This is a genomic window from Streptomyces sp. NPDC049970 (genome assembly GCF_040660235.1).
In the GTDB taxonomy this organism is placed as follows: domain Bacteria; phylum Actinomycetota; class Actinomycetes; order Streptomycetales; family Streptomycetaceae; genus Streptomyces.
Window position 1 is genome coordinate 1 of the sequence record NZ_JBFALP010000021.1, and the last position, 13,948, is coordinate 13,948.

11 protein-coding genes are annotated in these 13,948 nt (G+C 73.1%); 4 read left to right on the forward strand and 7 right to left on the reverse strand.

All coding sequences use genetic code 11. From position 1 onward, the window contains the following. On the reverse strand, positions 1-832 hold an 832-nt coding region (locus AB0I83_RS27190; protein ID WP_363306495.1), incomplete at its 3' end, for an acyl-CoA dehydrogenase family protein. 89 nt (positions 833-921) lie between these two features. On the opposite strand from AB0I83_RS27190, the gene AB0I83_RS27195 reads away from it, so the two are divergent. Further along, positions 922-1,569 carry a TetR/AcrR family transcriptional regulator gene (locus AB0I83_RS27195; RefSeq protein WP_363306496.1) on the forward strand — a complete coding sequence of 216 codons (648 nt, stop codon included), beginning with the start codon at positions 922-924 and terminating at the stop codon, positions 1,567-1,569. A 41-nt stretch (positions 1,570-1,610) separates the two neighbouring features. Here the strand turns inward: AB0I83_RS27195 and AB0I83_RS27200 are convergent, their stop codons facing one another. The 6 genes from AB0I83_RS27200 to AB0I83_RS27225 all read right to left on the reverse strand — a co-directional run bounded on the left by AB0I83_RS27200 (position 1,611) and on the right by AB0I83_RS27225 (position 10,337). Next, positions 1,611-2,690: a Zn-dependent alcohol dehydrogenase gene (locus AB0I83_RS27200; RefSeq protein ID WP_363306497.1), complete on the reverse strand. Its 1,080-nt coding sequence runs from the start codon at positions 2,688-2,690 to the stop codon at positions 1,611-1,613. Between the two features lie 31 nt (positions 2,691-2,721). Beyond that, a complete protein-coding gene (locus tag AB0I83_RS27205; protein ID WP_356536075.1) occupies positions 2,722-4,116 on the reverse strand; it encodes an aldehyde dehydrogenase family protein in 1,395 nt (464 codons plus the stop codon). A gap of 274 nt (positions 4,117-4,390) precedes the next feature. Then, positions 4,391-5,638, reverse strand: coding sequence for an MFS transporter (locus AB0I83_RS27210; protein WP_363306498.1), 1,248 nt, complete (start codon positions 5,636-5,638; stop codon positions 4,391-4,393). Next, on the reverse strand, positions 5,638-7,068 hold the full coding sequence (locus tag AB0I83_RS27215) for a citrate:proton symporter (protein WP_363306499.1): 1,431 nt from the start codon (positions 7,066-7,068) through the stop codon (positions 5,638-5,640). The genes AB0I83_RS27210 and AB0I83_RS27215 overlap by 1 nt, the downstream gene beginning before the upstream one ends. A 121-nt stretch (positions 7,069-7,189) precedes the next feature. Continuing rightward, complete coding sequence (locus AB0I83_RS27220; RefSeq protein ID WP_363306500.1) at positions 7,190-9,370, reverse strand: molybdopterin oxidoreductase family protein; 2,181 nt, start codon at positions 9,368-9,370, stop codon at positions 7,190-7,192. Between the two features lie 376 nt (positions 9,371-9,746). Beyond that, positions 9,747-10,337, reverse strand: a complete 591-nt coding sequence (locus AB0I83_RS27225; RefSeq protein WP_356536071.1) for a TetR/AcrR family transcriptional regulator — start codon at positions 10,335-10,337, stop codon at positions 9,747-9,749. Positions 10,338-10,496: 159 nt separating this feature from the next. On the opposite strand from AB0I83_RS27225, the gene hmgA reads away from it, so the two are divergent. From hmgA to AB0I83_RS27240, 3 genes are all read left to right on the forward strand, one after another. Beyond that, entirely contained in the window at positions 10,497-11,816 is a 1,320-nt protein-coding gene (hmgA, locus tag AB0I83_RS27230) for a homogentisate 1,2-dioxygenase (RefSeq protein ID WP_363306554.1), read from the forward strand. A 43-nt stretch (positions 11,817-11,859) separates the two neighbouring features. Further along, positions 11,860-12,636, forward strand: a complete 777-nt coding sequence (locus AB0I83_RS27235) for a GntR family transcriptional regulator (protein WP_363306501.1) — start codon at positions 11,860-11,862, stop codon at positions 12,634-12,636. A gap of 67 nt (positions 12,637-12,703) precedes the next feature. After that, on the forward strand, positions 12,704-13,933 hold the full coding sequence (locus AB0I83_RS27240) for a type ISP restriction/modification enzyme (protein ID WP_363306502.1): 1,230 nt from the start codon (positions 12,704-12,706) through the stop codon (positions 13,931-13,933). Positions 13,934-13,948 lie beyond the last annotated feature (15 nt).

Below are 13,948 nucleotides of genomic sequence, written 5' to 3' on the forward strand. Positions count from 1 at the left end.
GGTGGGCGATGCTCTTGCCGAACTGCTCGCGCTCCCCCGCGTACTTCACGGCCGCGTCCAGCGCGGCCTGGGCTATGCCGACGCAGCCGGCGGCCACCGACATCCGCCCCTTGGCGAGGGCGGACATGGCCACCGAGAAGCCCTTGCCCTCGGGGCCGAGCATCGCGGAGGCGGGCACGCGCACGTCCTCGAGGACCAGCTCGGCGGTCGCCTGGCCGCGCAGGCCCAGCTTGCCGTGGATGGTGCGGCGGCTCAGGCCGGGGGTGTCGGTGGGGACGAGGAAGGCGGAGATGCCCTGGTGGCCGGGGGCGTCGGTGGACCGGGCGAAGAGCAGCACCACGTCGGCCCAGGTCCCGTTGGTGATGAACATCTTGGTGCCGTTGACGACGTAGTCGTCGCCGTCGCGCACCGCCCGGGTGGTCAGGTGGGCGGCGTCGGAGCCGGTGCCGGGCTCGGTGAGCCCGAAGCAGCCGACGTACTGCCCGCTGGTCAGGCCCGGCAGCCAGGTGCGCTTCTGCTCCTCGCTGCCCCAGGTCGCGATCGTCTTGGCGACCAGGCCGAGGGAGACGGAGACGATGCCGCGCACGGCGGAGTCGCCGCGGCCCAGTTCCTCGGTGACCAGGCAGTAGGCGAGGTGGTCGCCGCCCGAGCCGCCGTAGGTCTCGTCGATGGTCAGGCCGAGGAAACCGACCTCGCCGAGCTTCTCGACGATGCCGCGGTCGACCTCCTCGGCGCGGTCCCAGGCGGCCGCGTACGGAGTGATCTCGCGCTCGACGAAGTCCCGGGCCAGCTGCCGGACCGCCTCCTGCTCCTCGCTCAGCTCCAGGTTCACCACGCGTCACCCCACCGATGCCAGATCTTGAAAGTCACAGATTTTAATTATCACTGCTAGTTTTTGCGCGCAGCCCTACTATGTGCGCCATGGCCCGACCGCGCAAGCCCCTGCTCAGCACCGACCGCATCGTCCAGGCGGCGCGGGATCTCGTGGACGCGGAGGGCCTCGCGGCCGTCTCCACCCGGCGTCTCGCCGCCGAACTGGGGGTGAGCGGGCCGTCGCTGTACAACCACTTCCGCACCAAGGACGAGATCCTCGAGGCGGTCGCGGACTCGGTCAGCGCCCAGGTGGATCTGTCGATGTTCGAGGACGGCCGGGACTGGCGGACCGCGCTGCACGACTGGGCCGTCTCCTACCGGGCCGCCCTGCGCGACCACCCCAACATCGTGCCGGTGCTCGCCCGCGGCCCCGGCCGCCGGCCCGCCGCGCTGCGCCTCGCCGACGCGGTGTTCGGCTCGATGGTGGACGCGGGCTGGCCCCCGGCGCAGGCCACCTCGATCGGCGCGCTCATGCGGTACTTCGTGATGGGGTCCGCGCTCGGCTCCTTCGCCGGCGGTTTCGTGAACGACGCCGGCGCCTACGACCCGGCCGACTATCCGCACCTCGGCCAGGCGCATCTGCTGGCCGAGCAGCAGGAGAAGATCGACGAGCGGGCGTTCGAGACCGGGCTGAGGGCACTGCTGGACGGACTGGAGCAGCAGTACCGGCAGATCGTGCGGCCCGCCTCGGGCTGAGCCGCCCGGGCGGGCCGTGACCTGTCGCGCAGCACCCGGTCTCAGAACACCACCAGGGACCGGCCGCCCTTGCCCGCGATCATGTTCTCGAAGGCCGCGGGGATACCGTCCAGCGCGATCCGCTCGGTGACCAGCATGCCCAGGTCCAGGCGGCCCGCGCGAACGTGCTCGGCGAGCACCGGCAGGTCGCGCGCCGGGTCGCTGTTGCCGTAGACACAGCCCGTCAGCGAGCGGCCCCAGTGGAAGATCTCCAGGGCGTTGAAGGACACCACCTGGTCCTTGCCGCCGATGCCGACGACCGTGGCTCGGCCGCCCCGGCGGGTCGACTCCCAGGCCGCCCGGATCGTGGCGGGCCGCCCCACGCACTCCACGGCCACGTCCGCGCCCTGTCCCCCGGTGAGCTTGCGGACGGCGCGCGGCGTGGTGTCGGACGCGACGACGTAGTCGGTGGCACCGGCCCGGCGGGCCAGCTCCTCCTTCTCCGGTGACACGTCGACGGCGATGATCTTCGACGCTCCGGCGATCCGGGCGGACTGCAGGACGGCGAGGCCGACCCCGCCGATGCCGAAGACCACGACGCTCTCGCCCTCGCGCACCCGGGCGGAGTGGTGGACGGCCCCGTATCCGGTCAGCACCGCGCAGCCGAGCAGAGCGGCGTCGTCGAGCGGGATGCCGGCCGGGGCGGGCAGCACACAGTTCGCGGCGACGACGGTCTCCTGGGCGAAGGCGGCGACGTTGAGACCCGGGTGCAGCTCGGTGCCGTCGGCGGTACGGGCGTGGATGTTCGCCGCGCCCTTGAGCGCGTCGGCGCAGAGCCAGACCTCGCCGATCCCGCAGTGGAAGCACGCACCGCAGGACGGCGCCCAGTTGAGGACCACCGCGTCACCCGCGGCGACGTGGGTGACGCCCTCGCCGACGGCGAGCACCGTGCCGGCGCCCTCGTGGCCGAGCACCGCAGGGACCGGCAACCGCATGGTGCCGTTGGACAGGGACAGGTCGGAGTGGCAGACACCGGCGGCGGCGAGCCTGATGCCCACCTGGCCGGGGCCGGGCTCCGGGAGTTCGATGTCGGTGATCTCCAGCGGAGCTCCGACGGCGGGCAGTACAGCGGCGCGGACCACGAATTGACTCCTCGGCGGATCGGCGTGGGACTCAGAACTGGAGGGACTTGGTCTGGAGGTACTCGGAGAGGCCGTGCGGGCCGAGCTCACGCCCCACCCCCGACTGCTTGTAGCCGCCGAAGGGCGCGAGGGGGTTGAAGCGTCCGCCGTTGATGTCGACCTGTCCGGTGTCCATGCGCCGGGCGAAGGCCACCGCCTCGGCGTCGTCGGCGCCCCAGACCGCTCCGGCGAGGCCGTACACGGTGTCGTTGGCGATCCGCAGGGCGTCGTCGACGTCCTCGTACCGGAGGATCGAGAGCACCGGGCCGAAGATCTCCTCCCGCGCGATGGTCATCTCCGGGGTGACGTCGGCGAAGACGGTGGGGCTGACGTAGTAGCCCTGCTCCCTGGGTGCCTCGGCGCCCCCCGCGACCAGGCGGGCACCCTCCTCGACACCCTTCTCGATGTAACCCCGCACCCGGGCCTGCTGCTTGGCGTTGACGAGCGGGCCGACCCGCTCCCCCGGTACGTACTTGGCGACGGCGGTGGCCGCGAGGGCCACGGCCTCCTCGTACCGCTCGGCGTCGACCAGCATCCGGGTCCAGGCGCTGCACGTCTGGCCGGAGTTGGACATCACGTTGGCGACGCCGACGTTGACGGCCTTGGCGAGGTCGGCGCCGGGCAGGATCACGTTGGCGGACTTTCCGCCGAGCTCCAGGGCGACGCGCTTGACCGCCGCTCCGGCCGTGGCGCCGATCTGCCTGCCGACGGCGGTGGACCCGGTGAACGAGACGAGGTCGACCCCGTCGTGCTCCGCGAGCGCCTGGCCGGCCACGGCGCCGATGCCCGTGACCAGGTTGAAGACACCGGCCGGCAGACCTGCCTCCTGGGTGGCCTCGGCGAAGAGCTGCGCGGTGAGCGGGGTGTCCTCGGCGGGCTTCAGGACGACGGTGCAGCCGGCGGCGAGCGCCGGGGCGACCTTGGCGACGATCTGGTGCAGGGGGTAGTTCCAGGGGGTGATCGCGCCGACGACCCCCACGGGCTCCAGCAGGACGGTGGAGTTGCCCAGCTTCTCCTCGAAGGAGTGGGACGCGGCCAGTTCGGCGTACGATCCGGCCACCAGCACCGGTAGTCCGGCGTGCACCGCCTGCGACAGCGGCAGCGGCGATCCGAGCTCGGCGGTGACGGTCTCGGCGATCTCGTCCTTGCGCGCGGCGAGTGCGTCGCGCAGCGCGGTGAGCCTGGCGGCGCGCTCGGCGGGCGGGGTGGCCGCCCAGCCGGGGAAGGCCGCGCGGGCGGCGCGTACCGCGGCGTCGACGTCCTCGGCGGTGCCGGCCGGGACGTGTCCGATGACCTGCTCGTCCGCCGGGTTCACGACCGCGATCGCGTCCCGTCCGGCGGCGGGCCGCCACTCCCCGCCGATGTACATCCCGTCATGCGCCTTCATGGCCGTTCCTCCCGGGCTCGCTGTGCCTGCCGCCGAAGCCGTGCGTCGTACGGACGGATGCCGTTCGGCCCCAAACTAGCGCTGTTAGTTTTCCGGCGCCAGGGAACCGCCGGAGACACAGGTCACGCACGGCCGGTGCGACAGGCGCCCGCCGCCCCGGAATGTCCCCGGGGCGGCGGGCGGGGTCGGCGCGCACAGCTCACAGGGCACAGCGCGCACAGTGGTCGGCGGCTCGACGGCCCGGCGGCCCGGCGGTCGGGACGACGAGCCCTCGTCAGCCGGAGTTCCGCCCGGCGCGGGGGCGTCGGCTCGGTGCCGGTGTCGCGGGGGTCGGGTCGGCCGCGCCGCGGACCCCGCCGCGCAGGCCGAGCCCCGCGGCAGCGACCAGCAGGGCGCCGAGCATCACGAACGGCGCCGCCGTGCCGGCGAGTCCGGCGATCAGCCCGGCGGACGCGGGGGCGGCGACCTGGCCGAGCCGGTTGCCGGTGAGCCTGAGCGCGAGCGCGGTGGAGCGGGCGGCGGCCGGGGCCGCCTGGACGACCGTGGTCATCGAGAGCGGCTGGCCGACCCCGAGGCAGAAGCCCAGCACGGCGAGCACGACGGCGAGCGCCCACACCGGGAGGGGCAGGGCCACGGCGGCGCACAGCAGGCCCCCGAGCAGACAGGTCACGGAGAGCAGGGCCGCCCGGCCGACCATGCGCAGCATCGGTGTCATGACCAGCCTGCAGGCGATGGTCGCGGCGGCCCGCAGGCTCAGCAGCAGGCCGACGGTGGCGGGCGCGATACCGCGCTGCTCACCGACGACCGGCAGGTAGGCGGTGAGGATGTCGGTGGCGCTCAGCACGGCGAGGCTGATGAAGATGCCGGCCGGGACCCCCCTGGTCCGCAGGATGCCGCCGACCGGCACCTTGCGCGCCGCCCGGCGGTTCGGACCGACGGTCCTCGCGTGCTCGATCCGCCACAGCGAGGTGAGGGAGACGGCGGCCACGGCCGCCGAGACGAGCAGGGCGACGGCGCTCGTACGGGCCATCGCCCCGTCCCGCTCGGAGATGAGGTAGCCGGCGGCGATCGGCCCGATGAGCTGGCCGAGTGAGGCCCCGATGGTGAAGTGGCCGAAATTTCGGTCCTGTTCGGCCGGTGACGACTGCCGGGCGACGAGCGACTGAGCGCCGATCACGAAGCAGAGGTGGCCGAGGCCCATGATCCCGCTCCAGGCGGCCAGTGCCGGAAGTGAGTTCGCGCCGCCGCCGAGGGCACAGCCGCCACCGATCAGGACGACGCCGACGGGCAGCAGGGGTGCGCACCGGCCGTGGTCGGTGCGGCGGCCGAGCGGCACGGCGGCGAAGAGTGGCAGCAGCGCGTACACGCCCGTGATGACGCCGATGGCGCGTTCGTCGGCGCCGAGCGAGAGGGCCCGGTAGGAGACGGCCGGCCGCGCCATCGACACCGCCCCCTGCGCGAACGCGAAGGCGATGACGAGGCGCAGCAGCCAGCCCCTGCCGGGCCGGGGTTCGACGGGCATCAGATGATCCCGAAGAGGATCCCCGCGCCGAGGACCACGAGCGAGGTCAGCACGGCCCATTTGACGGTGAAGCGGGTGTGGTCGCCGAACTCGACCTTGGCCATGCCGACCAGGACGAAGACGGCGGGCACGAGCGGGGACGACATGTGCAGCGGCTGTCCGACGATGGACGCGCGGGCGATCTCCAGGGAGGAGACCCCGTGGGCGGCCCCGGCCTCGGCGAGTACGGGGAGGACTCCGAAGTAGAAGCCGTCGTTCGACATGAAGTAGGTGAGCGGGAGGCTCAGCAGGCCGGTGACGAGGCCCATGTGCGGCCCCATGGCGTCGGGGATCGCGCCCACGAGCCAGTCCGCCATGTGGTCGACCATGCCGGTGCCGGTGAGCACCCCGGTGAAGACGGCGGCGGCGAAGACCATGCCCGAGACGTTGAGGACGTTGTCGGCGTGCGCCGCGATCCGCGCCCGCTGGTCCGGCATGTGGGGGAAGTTGACGGTGAGGGCGAGCGCCGCGCCGAGCAGGAAGAGCACCGGGATGGGCATGAGCTCCATGATCATCGCGGTCAGCAGGGCCACGGTGAGGCCGGCGTTGAACCAGTAGAGCCTGGGGCGCAGGGTGGACCGGTGGGGGTCGAGCCCCTGGAACTCCTCCTCCCCGGCGCCGGCTTCGGCGCCGTCCGCCGCGCCCTCGCCACCGGCGCCGGTGGTCTTCGGCGCCTTCGTGAGCCGGTCGCCGCCGCCCGCCCCGACGAGTACCGTCCCGGATCCACCGACGAGGACCGTCTCGGGTTCGGTCACCAGGGCCTCGTCGAGGGTGAGCGTGCCGAGCCGCCTGCGCTCACGACGGCCGAGGACGCAGGCCAGCAGGAGGACGGCGAGGAGGCCGACGGCCAGCGCCGGGATCATGGGTACGAAGATGTCGGCCGCGTCCACCTTGAGCGCGGTGGCGGCGCGTGCCGTGGGGCCGCCCCAGGGCAGGGTGTTCATGACGCCGTTCGCCGTGGCGGCCACCCCGGTGAGCACGACGAGGCTCATCTTCAGGCGCTTGTAGAGCGGGTACATCGCCGAGACGGTGATCATGAACGTGGTCGAGCCGTCGCCGTCCAGCGAGACGATCGCGGCCAGCACCGCCGTGCCCACGACGATCCGCATCGGGTCGGCCTTGCAGAAGCGCAGGATGATCCGGACGACCGGGTCGAAGAGGCCGACGTCGATCATCACGCCGAAGTAGACGATGGCGAACATCAGCATCGCCGCGGTCGGCGCGAGGGTGCCGACCCCTTCGATGACGTAGTCACCGAGGTGGGCGCCCTGTCCGACGGCCACGCAGAACAGGGCGGGGATCAGGACCAGCGCCGCGATCGGCGACATCTTCTTCGTCATGATCAGGACCAGGAAGGTCGCGATCATGGCGAAGCCGAGGACTGTCAACATATGGGCTACCTAACGTTCACCTTTGAACTCTCACCGGTGCCGGCGGTCCGGATGACGTTAGGGGCCCCGAAGCAGGGTTAACAAGATGTTGACGTGTGAGCAATACGAGCAAAACCCCAGGTCAGCGAGTTGGTGTTACGGAGACGGGGACGGCGTTGAGTACCGAGGTGCCGGACAGCGGGTCCAGGAGGGTGCCGTCCAGGAGCTGGTTCACGTTGACTCCGGGCTCCGCCCCGGCGACGGACATCCGGGTGCCCGGACGGCTGTGACCCCAGCCGTGCGGAAGGCTCACGACCCCGGTACGGACCGAGTCGGTGATCTCGGTGGGGGCCTCGACCTCGCCGCCCGCAGCGGTGATCCGGGCGGTGTCGCCCTCGGCCAGTCCGATACGGGCCGCGTCGTCGGGGTGGATCTGCAGGGTGCAGACGTTCGAACCGCCGCGCAGTGCGGCGACGTTGTGCATCCAGCTGTTGTTGGACCGCAGATGGCGGCGGCCGACGAGGACCAGCCCGGCGGGCCGCGCGCCGAGCGACGCGCGCAGCCTGGGCAGGTCGGCGGCGATCGGGGCCGGGAACAGCTCGATGCGTCCGCTGCGGGTCCTGAGCACCTCGGGAACCCGCGGCTTCAGCGGGCCGAGGTCGATCCCGTGCGGGTGCGCGAGGACCTGCTCCAGCGTCAGGTCGTACGGACCCAGCCGCAGCATCAGGTCCAGGCGCCGCTCGGGCCCCGTGGTCCCGGTGAGTTCGGCGGTGAGAGCCTCGGGGGCTCCGGCCCGCGCGAGCGCGGTACCCACGGCCAGGTCGTCGACGGTCCGCGGCGGCGCCCCGTGCATGCCGCCGACCGCGAGGACGAGCCGGGCGAGGATCTCGCTCTCATCCATCCTGTCCGCCTCCAGGGGCACGGCGGGACGGCCGTAGCGGACCTGGTTGCGCACGGCGAGGGCGTTGAACGCGAAGTCGAAGTGGGCGCTCTGCGAGGGCGGCGGCGGGGGCAGCACCACGTCGGCGTGGCGCGCGGTCTCGTTGAGGTACGGATCGACGCTGACCATGAAGTCGAGGCCGTCGGCGAGCGCCCGGTCCAGCCGGTCGCCGTCGGGGGCGGACAGCACGGGGTTGCCCGCGATGACGATCAGGGCGCGGATCCGCCCCTGTCCCGGCGTCTCGATCTCCTCGGCGAGCGCGGCGACGGGCAGTTCGCCCTTGGCCTCGGGGTGCCCCGAGACCCTGCTGCGCCAGCGGCCGAGGGCGAAGCCCCTGCCCGGAGCCGCGGCGCGCGGCGCACGCGCGGTGGCGGAGAGCGGGAAGAGCGCGCCGCCGGGGCGGTCGAGGTTGCCGGTGAGGATGTTGAGTACGTCGACGAGCCAGCTGGCCAGCGTGCCGTGCTCGACGGTGCAGCTCCCGATGCGCCCGTAGACGGCCGCGGCGGGGGCGGCGGCCAGCTCGCGGGCGATCGTACGGATCGTGCCGGGGTCCAGGTCGCACGCCCCGGAGACCGCCTCGGGTGTGAAGTCCGCCACGGCCTCGGCCAGTTCGTCGTAGCCGTCGAGGTGGTCGGCGAGCGCACCGGGGTCGGCGAGCTTCTCGTCGAGGAGGACCTGGGTCAGTGCGGCGAGCAGCAGGGCGTCCGTGCCGGGCCGGATGGCGGCGTGCCGGTCGGCCAGGCGCGCGGTGCGGGTGCGGCGGGGGTCGATGACGGTGAGGGTGCCGCCGCGCCGGCGCAGCGCCTTGAGCTTGCCGGGGAAGTCGGGGGCGGTGCAGAGGCTGCCGTTGGACTCCAGCGGGTTGGCGCCGATCAGCAGCAGGTGCCCGGTGCGGTCCAGGTCAGGTACGGGAATGGCCTGGGCGTCGCCGAAGAGCAGCCCGCTGGAGACGTGCTTGGGCATCTGGTCCAGGGTGCTGGCGGTGAACACGTTGCGGGTGCCGAGCGTGGACAGGAGCATCGGCGGATAGAGCGCGCCCGCCATCGTGTGCACGTTGGGGTTGCCGAGGAAGACCCCGACCGCGTCCTTGCCGTGTTCCTCGACCAGGGCGGGGATCTTCGCGGCGATCGCGTCGAAGGCCTCGCTCCAGGTCGCCTCACGCAGCACCCCCTCCTCGCGGACGAGCGGGGTGCGCAGCCGGTCGGGGTCGGCGTCGAGCCCGCCGAAGGACGCGCCCTTGGGACAGATGAAGCCCTGGCTGAAGACGTCGTCGCGGTCACCGCGGGCACCTGTGACGGTGGTCCCCTCGATGGTGAGCGTGAGGCCGCAGGTGGCTTCGCAGAGCGGGCAGACGCGCAGAGCGGTGCGGGAATCGTGGGACATGGGCCCTCCCCGGGGCGGCAGCGGTGACGCGCGGGCGTGGTCCGGCGTCCCACGGCCCGCACGGCGGGCGCGGGTTCCCGGCCGGTCCGAGCATACCGACCGGTACGGATGGTGGCGAGGCATTCGAACCAGCGGTGTTCGAAGCGGCCGGACTCGGACCGGCCGGATCCGGACCGGCACCAGGGACCGGCGGCACCCGGACCGGGGCAACCGGCCGACCAAGGCGGCCCCGAGGTCATCGGCAGGCGGGGCCGGACTCCGAGGCCACCGGCAGACGGGAGGCCCCGCCCCGGGGCCGGCCGGCCGACGGTGCCGACTCCGGGGCCACCGGCCGACGGCGCCCGGCCCGGACCACGCCGGCCACCCGCCGCTCCGGCTACCCCAGCACCTCCCCGAGATAGGCCCGGAGCAGGACCCGGGTCTCCGCTATCAGGTCCGGGTCGCCCTCCGGGTCCGCGCGGAAGGCGAGTTGGAGCAGCGCGTCGGCGGCCTGCACACAGACCAGCACCGTGCGGAGCAGCACGGGGTCGGCGGCCGCCGCGTCCCGCTCCCGTCCGAGGTGGCCGGAGAGCAGTTCCGCCAGGCGGCCCGCCACGAGCCGGTTGACCTCGTCGAGCGGACCCGCGACGGGTGCGGGAGGGCCGAAGTCCACCAGGGCGAAGCCCGGCACGGAGCGCTTCATCGCCAGGTACTCGTCGAGCACGGCGTCGATGGCCGCACGCCACTCCCGCTCCGGGATCCCCGCGAGCCGGCCGGTGACGCGCTCGGCGTAGAGCTCCAGATTGCGCTCGGCCAGCGCGTCGACGAGCGCCCGCTTGTTGGGGAAGAAGCGGTAGACCGAGCCGATGGGCACCCCGGCGCGGTCGGCGACCGCCCGGGTGGAGAGCTGCTCGTAACCGCTCTCGTCGAGCAGCCCGGCGCCGGCGTCGAGGATCCGGGCGAGGCGGTCGGCGCTGCGCTGCTGCACGGGGACACGTCGGAGGTTCGCATGAGCTCGGGACACGGCCCCATGATGCCGGTATGGCGTTGACGGGCGGCGTTTCGATTCCTACGGTGATCCATAGGATTCTTCGTCAGGGGGTCCTTCGGGGGATCCATGCGATTCCTTATCCACCGGGAGCACATGATGAGCGGCATCGAGCAGGCGAGGAAGACGGCGGACCACCTCGACCACCTGTCCGGCTTCGGTAACGAGCACAGCTCCGAGGCCGTTCCCGGGGCGCTGCCGCACGGCCGCAACTCGCCGCAGCGCGCGCCCCTCGGGCTGTACGCCGAGCAGCTCAGCGGCTCGGCCTTCACCGAACCCCGCGCCCGCAACCGCCGCTCCTGGCTCTACCGGATCCGCCCCTCGGCCGCCCACCCCGCCTTCGTGCGCGTGGACAACGGCACCCTGCGCACCGCCCCCTTCACCGAGACGGTCCCCGACCCCAACCGGCTTCGCTGGGACCCGCTCCCCGAACCCGGCCCCGGCACGGACTTCCTGACCGGCCTGTGGACGCTGGGCGGCAACGGCGACGCCGCGCGGCGTGAAGGGATGGCGGTGCACCTGTACAGCGCGAACTCCTCGATGACGGACCGGGTGTTCAGCGACTCCGACGGAGAGCTCCTGATCGTGCCCGAGCGCGGCGGCCTGCTGCTCCGTACCGAACTGGGCATCCTTCGTGCCGAGCCGGGCCAGGTGGCCCTGATCCCGCGCGGCGTCCGCTTCCGCGTGGAGCTGCTGGACACCACGGCCCGCGGGTACGTCTGCGAGAACTACGGGCAGCCGTTCGTCCTGCCCGACCTGGGTCCCATCGGCGCCAACGGCCTCGCGAACGCACGGGACTTCCTGGCGCCCGTCGCCGCGTTCGAGGACCGCGAGGGGCCCGTCGAGGTGGTCAACAAGTTCTGCGGGAACCTCTGGTCCGCGACGTACGACCACTCGCCGCTCGACGTCGTCGCCTGGCACGGCAACCACACGCCGTACGTCTACGACCTGCGGCGGTTCAACGTCATGGGGACCATCAGCTACGACCACCCCGACCCGTCGATCTTCACCGTGCTGACCTCGCCGTCCGACACCCCGGGGCTCGCCGGGGTCGACTTCGTGGTCTTCGCGCCGCGCTGGCTGGTCGGCGAGGACACCTTCCGCCCGCCGTACTTCCACCGCAACGTGATGAGCGAGTACATGGGCCTGATCGAGGGCGCGTACGACGCCAAGGCGGACGGCTTCGTGCCGGGCGGCGGCTCGCTGCACAACATGATGTCGGCGCACGGCCCCGACCGGGAGACCTTCGACCGGGCGAGCGCGGCCGAGCTGAAACCGCAGCGGGTCGACGACGGCCTGGCGTTCATGTTCGAGACCCGCTGGCCGGTGACCGCGACCGCGCAGGCGGCGGAATCCGACCGTCTCCAGCGCGGATACGACGACGTATGGCAGGGTCTGAGCCGCAACTTCCGGCCGTGAGTCCGCACGGCCGGCCGCAGCGCAGAGAGCCCAGGTGAACCGGATGAACCAGGTGAACGAGCTCCGCCACACCCCCGGCTTCGCCCCCGACTCCCTGGTGCTGAACCGGAAGCTGCCCCTCTGGTACCAGGTCTCGCAGTCCCTCCGTGCCTCCATACTGGGCCGCCCGCAGGACGCCTCGACACGGCTGCCGACCGAGGAGCAGCTCGCGGCGCACTACGGCGTCAGCGTCCTCACCATGCGCCAGGCGCTCAAGGAGCTGGAGAACGAGGGCCTGATCAGCAGGCACCGGCGGCGCGGCACCTTCATCGAGCCGCGGGCCCGGCGGGTGTCGCCGGTCCGGCTGCTCGGCTCGATCGACGCGATCGTCGCCCAGCAGTCGGGCGAGCGGACGACCGTGCTGGACCACGGCACGACACCGGTCCCCGGCGACCTCGCGGAGTTCTTCCCCGACTGCCCCGAGGTGGTCAGCTACCGGCGGCTGCGCCGCGACGAAGGGACCGGCGAACCCACCAACTGGGCGGAGAACTGCCTGCGTCCGGAGATCGCGACGCGGCTCGACGTCGCCGATCTGGAGCGGTGGCCGATGACCAAGGTGCTGCGCGACGCGGTCGGCGTGCGGATCTCCCGGATCACGGACACCGTCGAGGCCCGCCTCGCCGACCCCGCCACCGCCGAACTGCTCCAGGTGCCGCTGCTCAGCCCGATCCTGCACTACACCGGCGTGACGTACGACGAGGACGGGACCGTGGTGGACGTGGCTCGGATCCGGTACAGGGGCGACCGCTTCTCCTTCTCGGTGACGGTGGACGCGCACTGACGGCCCGCGGCCCGCGGTCGTTACGATGCCGGGAGCGGCGGACGCGGCGGCGGGGGAGGACGACACGGTGGCAGCACGGGTGGCGGCCGGAGCCGGCGGGGGCGACGCGCTCCCGCGGCTCGACGACCTGATGCCCTGGTCGGTGCGGCCCCTGAGGTCGGGGCGCCCGTGGGTGACGGCCCCGGACGCGGCCTCGCTCCGGGCTCGCTGGGATCTGCTGGCAGGGGCCGAGGGTGCCGAGCAGGAGCGGTTGTTCGAGCCCAGCAGGTTCCGTACGCCGCTGAAGGCCGCGGCGGCGCTACCGGGCAGGAGCACCGGCACCAGCGCGTTCGCCCGGGATCCGGGCCCGTATCCCGAACCCGTGCGCATCCTGCACGGCCCGTTCGACGAACAGTGGATGATCCCCGACCAGCGCCTGCTGGACGCCGCCCGCCCGGAGCTGTGGCGGGTCGCCGACGGACGTCAGCTCTTCGCCGTGGAGCACGGATACCTCCCGCAGGACACCGGACCGGCCCTGTCCGCGACGGCCCTGCTGCCGGACGGCCACTCCCCCGCCGGGCGCCCCGGCCGGATACGGCCGCTCTACCGGCGCCCCGGCGGGCAGGAGCCCAACCTGGCGCCGGGGCTGTCCGCCCTGCTGGCATCCCGCTACGGCACGTCCGTCACCGCGGAGTGCGTCCTGGCCTGGACACTCGCCGCCGCGAGGCCCTCCCCCACAGGTCCTCTCGTCCCGCTGCCCGCCGAGGGTGACCTGTGGGCCGAGGGGGTGGAGCTGGGCCGGGAGCTGCTGCGGACGCAGTCGCGCGGGGCACGCGGCGGGGAACGGCCCCGGCTGCCGGGCGGCCGGCGCCCGTACGTACGCGCCACGATCCCGTCCCTGCCGGACGGGATGGGCTACGACGCGGCCGGCGAGGCACTTCTCCTCGGCGAGGGGCGCGTCTCGCCGGTACCCGCCGAGGCCTGGGACTTCCGGGTCAACGGGGTGCGCGTGCTGGACCTCTGGTTCGAGCGGCGTACCGCACGGGGCGGGGTGGAGGGACTGGCCGCGCTGGGCCCGCGCGGGTGGACGCCGGAGCGGACCTCTGACCTGCTCGAACTGATCACCGTCCTGGCGCTGCTGGGAGGAGCGCGGCCGAGGCAGGAAGCGCTGCGGGACCGTCTCGAACGGTCGGCCGTCCTGAGCCGGGACCGGCTGCACGCGGCGGGCGTGCTCCCCGTGCCGGTGTCGGCCCGCCGGCCCGCGTCCGTCCTGGACCACCGGGAGGAGGGCCCGGAGGGGCAGTTCGCCCTGCTGTGACCAGTGGTCCGCGAT